Annotated in this window: 11 protein-coding genes; 2 read left to right on the top strand and 9 right to left on the bottom strand. The window is 72.8% G+C overall.

Translation table 11 applies throughout. The features are described from left to right. Position 1: 1 nt before the first annotated feature. The 3 genes from ABZ374_RS06250 to ABZ374_RS06240 all read right to left on the bottom strand — a co-directional run bounded on the left by ABZ374_RS06250 (position 2) and on the right by ABZ374_RS06240 (position 2,281). Positions 2 to 784 carry a glucose 1-dehydrogenase gene (locus ABZ374_RS06250; RefSeq protein ID WP_360306882.1) on the bottom strand — a complete coding sequence of 261 codons (783 nt, stop codon included), beginning with the start codon at positions 782 to 784 and terminating at the stop codon, positions 2 to 4. 259 nt (positions 785 to 1,043) lie between these two features. Continuing rightward, entirely contained in the window at positions 1,044 to 1,892 is an 849-nt protein-coding gene (locus ABZ374_RS06245; protein ID WP_360306879.1) for a serine peptidase, read from the bottom strand. Beyond that, entirely contained in the window at positions 1,889 to 2,281 is a 393-nt protein-coding gene (locus ABZ374_RS06240) for a hypothetical protein (protein WP_360306876.1), read from the bottom strand. The genes ABZ374_RS06245 and ABZ374_RS06240 overlap by 4 nt, the downstream gene beginning before the upstream one ends. Positions 2,282 to 2,299: 18 nt before the next feature. Between ABZ374_RS06240 and ABZ374_RS06235 the strand changes: the two genes are divergently transcribed. Beyond that, the gene (locus ABZ374_RS06235; RefSeq protein WP_360306873.1) at positions 2,300 to 2,422 is read left to right on the top strand and encodes a hypothetical protein; all 123 of its coding nucleotides are present in this window, start codon (positions 2,300 to 2,302) and stop codon (positions 2,420 to 2,422) included. A 473-nt stretch (positions 2,423 to 2,895) separates the two neighbouring features. On the opposite strand, the gene ABZ374_RS06230 is transcribed toward ABZ374_RS06235, so the two are convergent. The 5 genes from ABZ374_RS06230 to ABZ374_RS06210 all read right to left on the bottom strand — a co-directional run bounded on the left by ABZ374_RS06230 (position 2,896) and on the right by ABZ374_RS06210 (position 8,467). Further along, on the bottom strand, positions 2,896 to 3,408 hold the full coding sequence (locus ABZ374_RS06230) for an Ohr family peroxiredoxin (protein ID WP_360306870.1): 513 nt from the start codon (positions 3,406 to 3,408) through the stop codon (positions 2,896 to 2,898). Further along, positions 3,405 to 4,241 carry a hypothetical protein gene (locus tag ABZ374_RS06225; RefSeq protein WP_360306868.1) on the bottom strand — a complete coding sequence of 279 codons (837 nt, stop codon included), beginning with the start codon at positions 4,239 to 4,241 and terminating at the stop codon, positions 3,405 to 3,407. Before ABZ374_RS06225 ends, ABZ374_RS06230 begins: the two co-directional genes overlap by 4 nt. A gap of 261 nt (positions 4,242 to 4,502) precedes the next feature. Further along, a complete protein-coding gene (locus ABZ374_RS06220; RefSeq protein ID WP_360306865.1) occupies positions 4,503 to 5,420 on the bottom strand; it encodes a sigma-70 family RNA polymerase sigma factor in 918 nt (305 codons plus the stop codon). Between the two features lie 302 nt (positions 5,421 to 5,722). Further along, positions 5,723 to 7,519, bottom strand: coding sequence for a ferritin-like domain-containing protein (locus ABZ374_RS06215; RefSeq protein ID WP_360306862.1), 1,797 nt, complete (start codon positions 7,517 to 7,519; stop codon positions 5,723 to 5,725). A gap of 198 nt (positions 7,520 to 7,717) precedes the next feature. Continuing rightward, complete coding sequence (locus ABZ374_RS06210; RefSeq protein ID WP_360306859.1) at positions 7,718 to 8,467, bottom strand: SDR family oxidoreductase; 750 nt, start codon at positions 8,465 to 8,467, stop codon at positions 7,718 to 7,720. 189 nt (positions 8,468 to 8,656) lie between these two features. Between ABZ374_RS06210 and ABZ374_RS06205 the strand changes: the two genes are divergently transcribed. Then, positions 8,657 to 9,868: a low temperature requirement protein A gene (locus ABZ374_RS06205; RefSeq protein WP_360306856.1), complete on the top strand. Its 1,212-nt coding sequence runs from the start codon at positions 8,657 to 8,659 to the stop codon at positions 9,866 to 9,868. A 36-nt stretch (positions 9,869 to 9,904) separates the two neighbouring features. On the opposite strand, the gene ABZ374_RS06200 is transcribed toward ABZ374_RS06205, so the two are convergent. After that, the gene (locus ABZ374_RS06200; RefSeq protein ID WP_360306853.1) at positions 9,905 to 12,772 is read right to left on the bottom strand and encodes an AAA family ATPase; all 2,868 of its coding nucleotides are present in this window, start codon (positions 12,770 to 12,772) and stop codon (positions 9,905 to 9,907) included. Positions 12,773 to 13,070 lie beyond the last annotated feature (298 nt).

Raw genomic sequence — 13,070 nt, 5'->3', positions numbered from 1 at the left:
GTCAGTGGAACGTCATCGGAGCCTCGGGACGCGGGGCCGCCACCGGGCCGGCCGTGTAGCCGCCGTCCACGCGGAAGTCCGCGCCGGTGATGTACGACGCCCCGGGCGATGCCAGGAAGGCGGCCATGTGCGCGATCTCCTCGACCTCGCCGGCCCGGCCCAGGGGCAGTCCGGCGAAGCGCGTGTCGGTCTCGGCGCCGCTGCGGTCGTCGGGCAACATCGCGGTCCTGATCGCACCGGGCACCAGGGCGTTGACCCGGATGCCGGCCGGGCCGAGTTCGGTGGCGGCGGTGCGGGTGAGGCCGCGTACGCCCCACTTGGACGCGGAGTACGCCGACGCCCACGCCTGTCCCTGAACGCCGCTGATCGACGCGATGTTGACGATCGCCCCGCCGCCGGCGGCGCGCATCACCGGTGCGACCGCGCGGATGCCGAGGAAGGTGCCCACGAGGTTGATGTCGAGGATGCGGCGGAAGGCGTCCGGCGTCTCGTCCTCGATGGCCACGATGCGCATCGCTGCCGCGTTGTTGACCAGTACGTCCACCCCGCCGAACCGCTCGACGGCCGCTTCGACGGCTCTGGTCCAGTCGTCCTCGGCGCTGACGTCGTGCCGGATGTACGAGGCACGATCGCCGAGTTCGGCGGCCACCTTCGCAACGGCGTCCTCTTGCACGTCGGTCAGCAGGACGCGCGCGCCACATTGCACGAACAGGCGCGCCTCGGCGGCTCCTTGGCCCTGTGCGGCACCGGTGATCAGGACCGCTAGACCGTCGAGGTCGTACATACGGGAACTCCCGGAGATCATTTTATGTACTGGCGACACTTATATACGCGCGCCACCTGACAAAGTCCATAGCCGTCACCCGCGTCCCGTGTTGCGGCGGGGCGCGGAGCGGGACGGGGCGCGGGGCAGGGTGAGGCCGGGGCGCGGGAATGCCGGGGGGCGGGGTCGGCGCGGTGCCGCGCGCGGTTGGGGCGGCGCGCGGCCGAGGTGGGGCGGGCATGGGGTGGGGAGGTGTGGGGGCGGCTCGGGGGGGTTGTTGTCAGGGGGTGGTGGTCAGGATTTCGCCGAGGCGGCGGTGGGCGAGGTAGTTCTTGGCGAGGTGGAAGTCGAAGGCGCCGATGATGGTGTGTTCGTCGATGTCGACGCCGTCGAAGGTATGGCCGACGCCGCCTCGGGGGACCGCGACGATGTCGCCGGGGTCGGCGAAGTTGACCCACTTGGCCACCCCCGGTGGACGCGCGCCGCGACCGTCGACGGGCGCCGGGCGCAAACGAGGCAGGACGGCGTGCGGCAGGGCCAGGGGTGAGCCGAGGGTGACCAGGAGGTCGATGCTCAGGTCGGGGCGGGCCCACAGGGCCTCGTAGGCGACGACGGACCCGAGGGAGTGCGCGACGACCACGCGGGCGCCGGTGGCTTCGAGGGCGTCGACGACTCGGGCGCGGGCGGCGGCCCGGCCGGGGCTGTCCGGGTTCCTCAGGTAGGCCGGGACCTCCCGGCACAGACCGGCCACGAACCACTTCGTGGCGGGCGGGCCCAGGACGCGCATCCGGGCCAGGGTCTCGACGGCCTGACGCACCTCGATGGTCGACTCGCCCGCCGCGACCCCCACCGGCAGGTCGAACTCGTCCAGCCAGTGGCCGGCGAACTCGGCCTCGAACGGGTCCAGATCGTCGAGCCCGTCGTCGCCCCCCTGCCGTCCGCGCCGGCGCAGCAGATCGGCGTAGTACGCCACCCGCACGCGCGGCGCCGGCGCGGTCGACCCGGCCCGGCGCAGCGCGGTGGCCACGCTCGCGCTCCAGACGCCGGACAGGCTGTCGGCCGCGCGTTCGGGCGTCTCGCCCCGGCGGAAGTTCCAGATGCCGTGCACGCCCACGATCGCACCCGTCACGATTCCTCCTCATCGATGCCGGTGGTTCTCCCGGTGGCGGCCGGACCCGTGGGCGATGCACCGCTCCCGTGAACGAGCAGTACGACGTCCGGGTCGAAGCCGACGAGCAATCTTCCCCCGCCGACCATCCCCAGCGCTCGACATTGCGCCGGCAGCCGAATCCGGTCGATACACCGTCCGGTGGTCGGATCCCGGCCCCGCACGGAGCCGTCGTCGGAGCCGGTGACGGCGACGGAACGCCCGTGCAACGTCGAGGCGTTCACCGGGCCGACACGACCGGTGAGGGGTTCGCCGAGTCGTCGGCCGGCGGTCGGGTCCCACACCCGCACGGTGCGATCGTCGGAGCCGGTCACGGCGACGGGACGCCCGTCCGGCACGGTACCTGCCATCGCGTTCACCATGCGGTCGTGATCGCCGAAGGGTTCGCCGAGTTGCCGGCCCGCGAGCAGGACCCGGATTCGAAGCCGGCGGTCGGCGCTCGCGGTGGCGGCCGACCGGATATGTCCATCGGCGCGTCCACCCTCTGGTAGAGCCCGAGTTGGTGCGCGATCCAGGCAAATACCCCCGGTCGAGCGGGGCCTTCGGACCGTACGGCCGCCAGTGCCGTGTTGATCGAGGGGCAACCAGCGGGCGTCCATGTGTTCGCGGGCCTGGCACCGCGACCGGTTCGGGACGCACGGCGACCGCGAGCGCGCGCCCGGCAACGCGACTCACCTGCCCCGGGGTTGCGGTGACCACCCGTAGGCCACCCGTCCCGACCTCGTCCAACCACGGTGCCGGCAAGCCGAGCCGGGACCGGCGGCCGGTGAAGTGTCGCGCAACGGGGCCGAGGAAGACCTGTGGCGCGGAGGGGATGTCGGCCAGGCGTGCCGCGTTCGGGTCGTGCGCCCGGATTGGGGAAGAACGGCAGGTCGGCTTCTCCTCGGCCGGGGCCATCGCCGTGCGCGGCACCGGCGGAACGGAAGGGCCCCTGATCCGGGTCCATGCAGATCAGGGGGCCCGCTCAGGTTTCCTCGTGTCGCCGGTCCGGGGCCAGGGTGATGGTGGTGGGGATGCCGTGGCCGGCCATCTTCGCGTAGGGGCAGTGTGCGATGGCCCTGGCGAGCAGGCGGTCGGCGGTCTCGCGGGCGACGCCGGGCCAGGTCACCTCCAGTTCGGTGTGCAGCAGATATCCCCCGTCGGAGGGGTCACGGCCCACGGCGACGGTCGCCTCGACCGTGATGGGTGCCGGATCGAGCAGGTGTTGCCGCGCCACCAGGGTGAGTTCGCCGTGCAGCGAGGCGGCGAACGCGGCGGCGGTGAGTTGTTCGGGGTTCGGGCCGCCGGCGTCGCCGCCCAGTTCGGCGGGCATGCGCAGGTCGAACTCCAGGGCGCCGTCCGACGAGCGGGCCCGGCCGGTGGCGCGGCCGTGGGCGAGCGGACCACCGCTCACCGCGACGCGGGCGGCGTAGAGCGGTCTGAACCCGCCTGCGCCCGGCACGCCTTCCGTAGGCGGCGCCGTGACCGGATCGTTCATGGTGTTGCCCCTTCTTCCGAAGCCGCCGAAGCGGCCGCACCCGCCGAGGCCCCCGAAGGTATCGAAACCCCCGGAGCCACCGGCGCCCGATCGGGAGCGGGATGCGGCCGGCCGCCCTGCCAGCCCCGCAGCTTGTCGGGATTGAGCATGATCCACACGGCGGTGACGTCACCCTCGGCGACACTCACACCGACCACCGCCACGACCCGCCCCTCGGCGCCGAGGAGCAGCCCGGCCCGGCCGTTGACGGAGGCGACCGAGACCACCGGGTGTGGCGGATCGCCCAGCAGGTCCTTGACGAAGCGGGCGACCGCCTCCGCGCCGTGGGTCGGCTCGACCGCGGCGCGCACCTTGCCGCCGCCGTCGCTGACCACGATCGCGTCCGCCGCCAGCATCGCCCGCATGGCCGCCGTGTCGCCGGTGACGCAGGCCGCGGCGAACCGGCGCACGACCTCGTCGTGCCGGGCCGCCACGTCCGGGTCGCCGTGGTCCTGCGTGGGGTTGCGCCGCAGCCACTCGGTGACCGGGTCGGGGTCCGGGCGCGGCCGTGGCGGGTACGCCTCGACGTCCGCCGCGTAGTCGTCCACCGGGGTTTCCGCCGAGGCGGTCGAGGAGAGTCGATCCAGGCAGATGCCTCCGGCGACCCTGGTCAACCAGGCCCGAGGCGGGCCGATCCGCGCGCGTTCGGCGTCGTCGAGGGCGTACCAGCGGCGGTAGGTCTCCTGGAGGATCCGGTCCGCGGCGGCAGCGTCGAACAACCAGGTGGCGATCTCCAGCAGGTGGCGTCGCTCGTCGAGCATCTCCGCCACCGAGGTGGGGGCGGCCGTGCTCATGTCCGGCCCGCCCGGCGCGCGGAGTTCGGCAGGCGGGAAGCCGCCCGCTCCCCGGGCGATGATCCGGCGCGCACACCGGAGGTCAGGATCGTCGGCACGTTGTCCTCACTTCGTTCGTCCCCTCACGTTGGACCGGACGGTCCGCCTCGGTGTGACGGTTCCCGACCCGATCCGTGTCGCCCCGGGTGTCGGTCGCCGAGTCCTCGGGTGTCCCGGGACGGCGAGGGCCGGACGGCGCGACGTCGGCTGATGTGGCACCGCTCATACCGTGCCGCCGATCCGTTCGACCGATGGCACGAAGCCGCCGAGCTTGTCCGCGGTGACGATCCACATCAGGTGCCGGATACCGTCCGACGCGGCGTCGACGGACAGGAGCATGAAACCGGCGGGGCCGCGCGGGACGAGCAGGCCCGCGCGGCCGTTCACCTCCACCCACCGGATCCGCTCCGCCGACCAGAACCTCGGTGCCAGGGCCGCCATGAACCGCGCCACCCGGTTGACGCCGACCACGGGAAAGCGCGCCGCGCCCCTGATGCCGTTGCCGTCGGACGTACTGACCACGTCCGCGGCGAAAAGGTCTTCCAGGGCCGAGACATTGCCCTCCTTGGCGGCATCCAGGAAGGTCTCCATGAGGCGCCGGTGCCGGCCCGCGTCGATGCTCTCGCGCCGCGCGGTGCTCAGGTACTTGCGCGAACGGCTCACCAGTTGGCGGACGTTGGCCGGGCTGAGCCGGAGAATCTCGGCGATCTGTTCGTACGGGTAGTCGAACGCCTCACGCAGGACGTAGACGGCCCGTTGGGCGGGGGTGAGCTTCTCCAGCAGCAACAGCAGGGCCATTTCCAGCGCCTCGCCCCGCTCGGCCCCGAGCGCGGGATCGGCGCTGGTGTCGACGGGCTCGGGCAACCAGGGACCCAGGTACGTCTCGCGACGGACCCGGGCGGACTGCGCGGCATTGATGGACAGCCGGGTGGTGATCGTGGCCAGGAAGGCCGCCGGGTTGTCGATGATCGAACGCTCGGTGTGCTGCCAGCGCAACCAGGTCTCCTGGACGACGTCCTCGGCCTCCGCCGCGATGCCCAGCATCCGGTAGGCGATGCCGAACAGGCGCGGACGCACTTCGATGAAGATCGCGGCGGCCCGGTCGAGGGAACTCGCCTGATCCTGTCCGTCAAGCTGCATGTTCGATCGCGCCTTCGAGGTGAGGGTGTCGATACCGCGGACCGAAACGGTCGTCCGGCGGCCGTCTCGTCGCGGCGGGGCATCCGTCGCACGACCGACGCGGGGGTCCGAGCCCGGCCGGACGCGCGAATGCGCCGCGTGGGGAACCCCCCGCGCGACGCGTCCGTACCTGGGCGGAGTGCGTTCTGCCGCCGCCGTGCCGGCGGGGTACAGCCCTCCGTCGAATATTTCCTCCCGCCGCCGGCGACCCGAACGCCGGCGACCGCGTGGGAGGGCGCGGTCGCCGGTCCCCGGCTCGGCGTTCAACCCCGCTCCCGACCGGCCTCGGCGGTGGTCGGCTCCTCGCGGAAGCCGATCTCGCGGTGGGTGCCGTCGCACAGCGGTTTGCCGGCCGAGTGGCCGCACCGGCACAGCGTCATCCGGTTGCGGGTCTCCAGGGGCCGTCCGTCCGCGCGGTGCACCGCGACCCCGCCGGTGACCCACAGCGCGCCGGCCAGGTCGCCTTCCTCCGCCAGGACCGAGACGGCCCGAGGAAGGTCGACCTCGACGGTCTCGCCGTCCCGCTCCAGCGCGTAGCTGTAGGAGCCGGACGGGCAGTGGTCGATGCGCCCCATGATGTTCGAGCGCACGTCGGGGTCCTCGGTGTCGTCGAGCATCTTGGCGATCGGCCTGGTGGCGCCGATACAGAAGGCGGCGTGCACGCACAATTCGCCGACCCGCTGCGCCGAGATGCCGACGCCGTCGTGCACGTGCCGCAACTCGCGGTAGGGCGTCACCACGGCGTTCTCGGTCCCGTCGAAGCCGACCACCGCGTGCGTCCCGTCGCAGAACGGCTTCGCGCCCGAACGGCCGCAGCGGCACAGCGCGTAGGTGTGCTCGGTGGGCAACTCCGGCCCGGTCCTCCAGGTCAGCGCGTCGTTGTTCTCCGGGGAGACGACCTTGACCTTGCGCCGGAGCGGGATGCCGCCGTAGACGAGGTAGGGGCCGGCGGGCAGCACCACGATCCGGGGTCGGTCGCCGGGGCTCCACGCGCGCTGCTCGGGCGGGACGTAGTCGAAGGTGGGACCGGCCGTCGTGCCCTCCCCGTCCGGCATCTCCATCAGCACGCGGGCCTGCTCGCGCAGCCCGTACATCATGCCGGTCGCGACCGCGAGCAGCCTCGGACTGCCGTCGAACGCCCGCTCCAGCAGGTGCAGGACGGCGCAGTACGTACGGTTGAACTCGTCCTGGGCGTCGCGGATCGCACTCCCCGGCGGGTGCTCGTGCGGACGCGGGTCGCGCCGCATCGGCCGCACGCCGCCGAGGTCCACGTGCAGCGGTTCGCCGGTCGGCCCGGACTGTGGGGTGTCGCCGCGCCGGTAGCGACGACCGACCCGGAGCTCCTGGAAACGGTAGTAGTGCGCGACCTCGTCCCGATCCGGGTGGTGGACGTCCCGGTCGCCGTCCCAGACCTCGCCGCGGAGCAGGCCCTCGCCCTGGTCGACGATCTCCGCGAGCGCGGTCAGCGCCGAGGCCAGATCCGTGACCTGGACCAGCCTGCCGGTGGTGTGCCGGAAGTGTCGCTCCCCCACCTGACGCGCGGGGTCGCCGCGGAACACCTCCTGCTCGCCGAGCCGGGCGCACAGATCGCGCAGCCCCTCCTCGATCGCGGCGTAGAACTGGCCGATGGTCGCGTAGCCGTCGGCCTGGGCGGGCGCGTCCGGCGGTGCGGGCCGTTCGAGCCGCAGGAACATGTCGAGCGCCTCCGGGCCGAACGCAAGCAGCGACAACTCCAACGACGGGTCGCCGTGCGGCAACCGCCGGGGGTGGCTCGGCAACATCCGGGGCGTGTCCAGCCTCGGGGAGCCGCCGACCGCGTTGAGCAGGTTGGCGACCAGGGCCAGGTGCAGCATCTCCTCGACGAAGACGCCGGCCACGACCTGGGCGGCCTCGGGATTGCGCTTCGGGTCCAGCGAGTAGAGCGCGCACAGGTAAGGCGGCAGTGTCGCGTGCTCCAGTTCGAGCGCCCATTGCAGGTGCTCGCGCAGATCGTCCGGCGTGCCGATCCGGGGCGCCGCGGCGGGGGCCGGGGCGGGCCGCTGTGGGGCCGATTGATTCACAGGTCTCTCGTTTCGCCGGTCCGATGCGGTGGAGGTCGCCCCCGGGGTGCCGCGGCGCGTGGTCGGCACCGCCGCGGCACCCGGGGTGGCACGGGCAGGTCGGACGCAGGGGTGGTTCCGACGCTTCCCGGCCCGGGCCCTGTCCGGCGGATGTCGGCGGAAGGGCGGCGCGGCCCACCAGGATCCGCCGGACAGGGCTCAACCGGCGGACTTCGCCGACCAGTCCGGGTAGGTGATCTCGCCGAGGGTGGCGCCCTCGCCCGGGACCAGCGTCGACTCGTCCGGTACGGCGCCGAAGTAGTGCGCGTTCGGGTCGGTGACCACCTCGCGCGGGTCGCCCCAGGCCGCCAGCGCCTCCCGGAAGAACTCGTCCATCCGGTACCGCGTCGGGCCGGCGATCTCGATCGTCGCGTTCAGTGGCGTGCCCACCGCGGTCCTGCCCACGTTCTTCGCGACCTCGTCGCCCGCGATCGGCTGGAACGCGACCGGCGCGATGTGCACCTCGTTGCCCGTCGTCGCCTCGTCGGCGATCCGCCGGGCGAACTCGTAGAACTGCGTCGCGTGCACGATCGAGTAGGGGATCGACGATTCCTTGATGAGCCGCTCCTGGGCGATCTTCGCCCGGAAGTAGCCGATGTCGGGACGCCGTTCGCTGCCCACCACCGACAGCGCGACGTGGTGGCCGACGCCGGCCTCCTGCTCGGCGGCCAGCAGGTTGCGGGTGGAGGTGCTGAAGAACTCCAATACGGCGGCGTCCTCGAAGGACGGGGAGTTCGATACGTCGATGACCACGGACGTACCCTTCATGACCTCGGCCAGGCCCTTGCCGGTGAGCGTGTCGACACCGGTGTTCGGCGCCGCCGCGACCGCCTCGTGTCCGTGCTCGCCCAGCTTCGTCACCAGCTTCGAGCCGATCAGTCCGGTACCGCCGATGACCACGATCCTCATGCCAGGTCCTCCTGTTCGCCGGGGACTCCGTCGCCGCCCGGTTGCCAGCTAAGACCGGACACCCGGAGCGGTTGTGACAGGTCCGCCGAAGTTTTTTCGTCGTGTGCTTTTTCCGGGCCCACTGTCACAAGCAGGGACCCCGCCTTGTCTTTGTCGGCAGGGGGACCCACCGACCGAAGGAGCGAGGCCGTGCCACCAGCAGTCGCCGGGTACCGGATCCGGATCCGGATGACCGCGCGCGCGATCGACGAACCGCACCGCACCGCGAGCCCGCTCGAACTGCTCTTCGATCTCACCTTCGTGGTCGCGATCGCCGCGGTCACCGCCCAATTGGCACACCATGTCGCCGACGGGGACGCCCTGACCGGGCTCGTCCCGTTCCTTCAGGTCTTCTTCGCCGTGTGGTGGGCGTGGATGAACTTCACCTGGTTCGCCTCGTCGTACGACACCGACGACGTCGCCTACCGGCTGCTGACGATGGTGCAGATGGCGGGGGTGCTGGTGCTCGCCGCCGGTGTGCCGGCCGCGGCCGACGACGCGGACTACCGGCTGATCACGATCGGCTACCTGGTGATGCGCGTCGCGCTGGTCGCGCTGTGGTTGCGGGCCGCCGCCGAGCACCCGGCCGGCCGGCGTACCGCGCTGCGGTACGCGGCGGGTATCACGCTCCTGGAGGCGGGCTGGATCCTGCGCCTGGTCCTGGCGGAGGCAAACGCCCTGCCGTCGCCGGCCCAGCCGCTGTCCTTCCTGGTCCTGGCCGCCCTGGAACTCGCGGTGCCGCGCTGGGCGGAACGCTCCCGGCCGACCGACTGGCACCCGCACCACATCGCCGAACGCTACGGCCTGTTCACCATCATCCTGTTCGGCGAAAGTGTGCTCGCCACGTCCAACGGCGTGCGGGCGGCGCTGGACGCCGCCCGGATCGGCGGCTCGCTCGTGGTCATCGCCGGATCCGGCCTGGTACTCCTGTTCGCCCTGTGGTGGCTCTACTTCCTGGTCCCCGCCGGGGAGGGGCTCAGCGACCGCCGACACGGCTCCTACCTGTGGGGATACGGCCACTACGGCATCTTCGCGGCGCTCGCGGCGCTGGGCGCCGGACTGGAGGTCGCGGTCGAGCAGACCGGCCGGGGCCCGGCCGCCGCACCGCTCGCGATCTGCTACGCCGTGGCCGTGCCGACCGCCGTCTTCGTCGTGCTGTTGTGGCTGATCCACAGGCCCATCCTGGCCGAGCACGTGCTCCGTCCCGGCCCGGTGTGGTGCGGCGTGGCGGCCGTCCTGCTCCTGCCGCTCTCGGTGTCGCGGATCGGGCCGGCCGCCGTCGTCGCCGGGCTCGCGGCCGTATGCGTCCTGATGGTCGTGATCACCTTCCCCGCCGTCCCCCGGGCACGCCGACCGACCTGAGATCTCCCGGGGTTGCCGTCGGGGCGGGCGGACGGGTCAGGGGAGGTCGACGAGTTGGTGACGCGAGGTGACGCCGAGTTTCCCGAAGACCTTGCGCAGGTGGTATTCGACGGTGCGGGGGCTGATGTACAGGCGCGCGGCGATCTCCTTGTTGGTCAGGCCGGTACGGGCGAGCCGGGCGATCTGCGCTTCCTGCGCGGTGAGTTCCTCGGTGGCCGGGGCGGTCCGCTTGCGCGCGGTCTCTCCGGTGGCGAGCAGTTCGCGCTCGGTGCGGTCGGCGAAAGCCTTCATGCCGATCTCGGTGAACAGGTCCAAGGCGGTGCGCAGTTGGTCGCGTGCGTCGATGCGCCGGCGTTCCCGACGCAGCCATTCGCCGTACAGCAGGTGGGCGCGGGCGAGGTCGACGCGCATCCGGGTACGACCGAGCCGGTCGATCGCCTCGCGGTAGAGGCGGTCCGCCTCCGCACCCTCGCTGACCAGCGCCCGGCAGCGGGCTTCGAGGCCCAGACCCCAGTCCGTGCCGCCCGCCCGGGTGGAGTGCGAGAGCCGCGCCAGCGTCCGGCCGGCCAGTTCGTGCCGGCCGGTACGGACGGCGGCCTCGACGACTTCGAGGGGCGCCCAGTGCACGCCCAGGCCGCTCGGGGCCTCCTCCGTCTCGTGGTCCACCGTGGCCAACAGGGCGGCTTCGAGTGCCTTTTCGTACCGGCCGAGGCCGTTGTAGAGGACGGACCTGACCCAGTGACAGATCTCCAGGGTCCGGCCCTCGCCGCGGATCGCCGCCTCCTCGGCGATGGTCGCCGCGAGGCGTTCGGTGCGCTCCTCGTCTCCCCGCCACCCCGCGAGGCCGAGGTCGCCGCCCGTCTGCACCATGGCTCCGGAGGTGGTCCAGACGTCGGCGGCGACCGCGTGCTCCTTGGCCTCCTCGTTCAGGATCTCGGCCTCGGCCAGGTCGCCCTCGAACAGGAACATCATCGTGGACACGCTGAGTACCAGGGGCAGCAGCGCGAGCGCGCCGGAGTCACGGACCAGGCGCAGGCAACGACGGGCGAGTTCGCGACAGGCTTCGTCGTCCCACAGCACCATCGCGAACAGGTTGACGAACCAGAGCCAGCGCAGTCGCTCGGCCGGGTCGGCTCCCTCGCTCAGGACCGCGGCCATCGCGCGCCGCAGGACCGGCTCGGCCGTCAGCGCGTCCTGGGTGTACAGCAGGGTGAGGGCGTCGAGGATGAGGTCCGTGGCGCGCGGGACGCCGGGCGCGGGCGGCGCCGCGCGGCCGGCCGCCGCGACCTCGGTGATGCCCTCCCAGCGGGGCAGGATGCCGATCGCCACCAACAGGGCCTGCAGGTAGGTGTCGCGGGAGAGTTCGACGTCGAGCGATTCGAGCTGCTTGGCGGCCTTGAGCAGGATCGCCGGCGCCGAGCTGCCGTGGTTGGAGGTCAACGCGATCTCGGCGCGCAGGCATTCGGCCTTGGCCCGGCGCAGTTCGTCCGGCGGACCGGCCTCGGCCGCCGCCAGCAGCGCCAGGGCGGACTTGGGCGCGCCGGCCAGGTGCTTGGCCCGGGCGGCGTCGAGCGCGCGGGCGGCCCGGCGTCGGGCGTCGGGGGTGAGTTCGACCGCCCGTTCGAGGAAGGCCGCAGCGGCGGCCAGGCCGCCGCGGGCCTGGGCCCGATCGGCCGAGCGTTCGAGCTCGGTGGCGATGTCCTCGTCCGGGTACGCGGTGCTCTGGGCGTGGTGCCAGGCCCGCCGGTCCGGATCCGTGCCGGCGTCGGTGGCCTCCGCCAGCGCTTGGTGGACCTCGCGGCGGTCCTTCGGCAGGGCCGCGTTGTATGCCGCCGAGCGCACGAGCGGATGCCGAAAACGCACCCGGTCGGTGAAGTCGATCAGTTCGTCGGCCGCGTCGAGCGCCGTGGCGTCGACGCCGAGCAGGTCGGCGGCGCGCCACAGCAGGGCCGGATCGCCGAGCGGCTCGGCGGCGGCCAGCAGCAGCGTCTTGCGGGTGTCGGCCGACAGGCCGTTCAGCCGCTGCCGGAAGCCGCTTTCGAGCCGGCCGGACAACGACTGTCCGGTCGCCGCGGCGACGAATCCGCCCCCTGCCGCGGCACGGGGCAACTCCAGCAGGGCGAGCGGGTTCCCGCGCGACTCGATCAGGATCCGCTCCCGGACCCGCTCGTCCAGCGGTCCGGGGAGCACCCGGCCGATCAGGGTGCGCGCGTCCGTGTCCGGCAGCCCGCCGACCTCGATCACGGGCAGGCCCGACAACACGTCGGGGTCGCCCGCGTCGGCGTCGGCCTCGGCGTCGGCGTCGCGGACCGCGAAGACACAGGCCACGCTTTCCGCGACGAGGCGGCGGGCGACGAAGGTGAGGACCTGGGCCGAGGCACGATCGAGCCACTGGGCGTCGTCGATCACACACACGAGCGGGCGTTCGTCGGCGGCCTGGGCCAGCAGGTTGAGCACCGCGAGGCTGATCAGGAACCGGTCGGGAGTGGGGCCGGTGCGCATCCCGAACACGGTGCCGAGCGCGTCGTGCTGCGGTTCGGGCAGGGAATCGAGAAGGTCCAGCAACGGCACGCACAACTGGTGGACGGCCGCGAAGGGCAGCTCCATCTCGGACTGGATCCCGGTGGCGGTCACGACCCGGCATCCCGCGGACTCGGCGACCAGGTGGTCCAGCAGGGCCGACTTGCCCACTCCGGCCTCGCCGCGCAAGACCAGCGCCCGGCTCTCGCCCCCGCGAACGTCCGCGAGCAACCGGTCGAGGGCCTCGCACTCGACCTCCCTGCCCAGCAGCGACTCCGCCGGCAGCGCTCCGCCCGCCCAGGTCGCGGACCGCCCGCGGGTGCGGATCGCCCGCTCCCGTGCGCCGCCCTCGGGCCTGCCGTCGACCGCGGAATCGTCAGACACTTCCGCCCAAACCTTCCACGCCGCGCATCGATGATCGTCCCGGCCGACTGTCATCCGATGCAATATCCATGCGGAAGGCTACTTCGCCCGGGAGCCGGCCGAACGGCGGGCCACGGCTCGGGCACGGGAGGACGCGGTTCGGGGCGGGCCGGCGCGGCGGAGGGGCCGGCGCGGGGACGGCGGCTCGGCGAGGGCTACGCCGTGTGGGCAGGCGGGTGCGGGCGCCGACGCGACCGGTGGGAACGGGAGTTCGGGGTCACGTGCCGGGGCGCGGCGCATCGGCGCGGCGTGCGAGGCG

The sequence above is a fragment of the Embleya sp. NPDC005971 genome (assembly GCF_040629175.1).
Classification (GTDB): Bacteria; Actinomycetota; Actinomycetes; order Streptomycetales; family Streptomycetaceae; genus Embleya.
The sequence above is the reverse complement of the archived record's forward strand: the minus strand, read 5'-3'. Positions and strand labels throughout refer to the sequence as shown.

Excerpts from the sequence above, each read along its gene's own strand:
- ABZ374_RS06240 (WP_360306876.1), bottom strand. The coding sequence starts at position 2,281 with ATGGCAGGTACCGTGCCGGACGGGCGTCCCGTCGCCGTGACCGGCTCC.
- ABZ374_RS06210 (WP_360306859.1), bottom strand. The coding sequence starts at position 8,467 with ATGAGGATCGTGGTCATCGGCGGTACCGGACTGATCGGCTCGAAGCTG.
- ABZ374_RS06220 (WP_360306865.1), bottom strand. The coding sequence starts at position 5,420 with ATGCAGCTTGACGGACAGGATCAGGCGAGTTCCCTCGACCGGGCCGCC.
- ABZ374_RS06250 (WP_360306882.1), bottom strand. The coding sequence starts at position 784 with ATGTACGACCTCGACGGTCTAGCGGTCCTGATCACCGGTGCCGCACAG.
- ABZ374_RS06225 (WP_360306868.1), bottom strand. The coding sequence starts at position 4,241 with ATGAGCACGGCCGCCCCCACCTCGGTGGCGGAGATGCTCGACGAGCGA.
- ABZ374_RS06230 (WP_360306870.1), bottom strand. The coding sequence starts at position 3,408 with ATGAACGATCCGGTCACGGCGCCGCCTACGGAAGGCGTGCCGGGCGCA.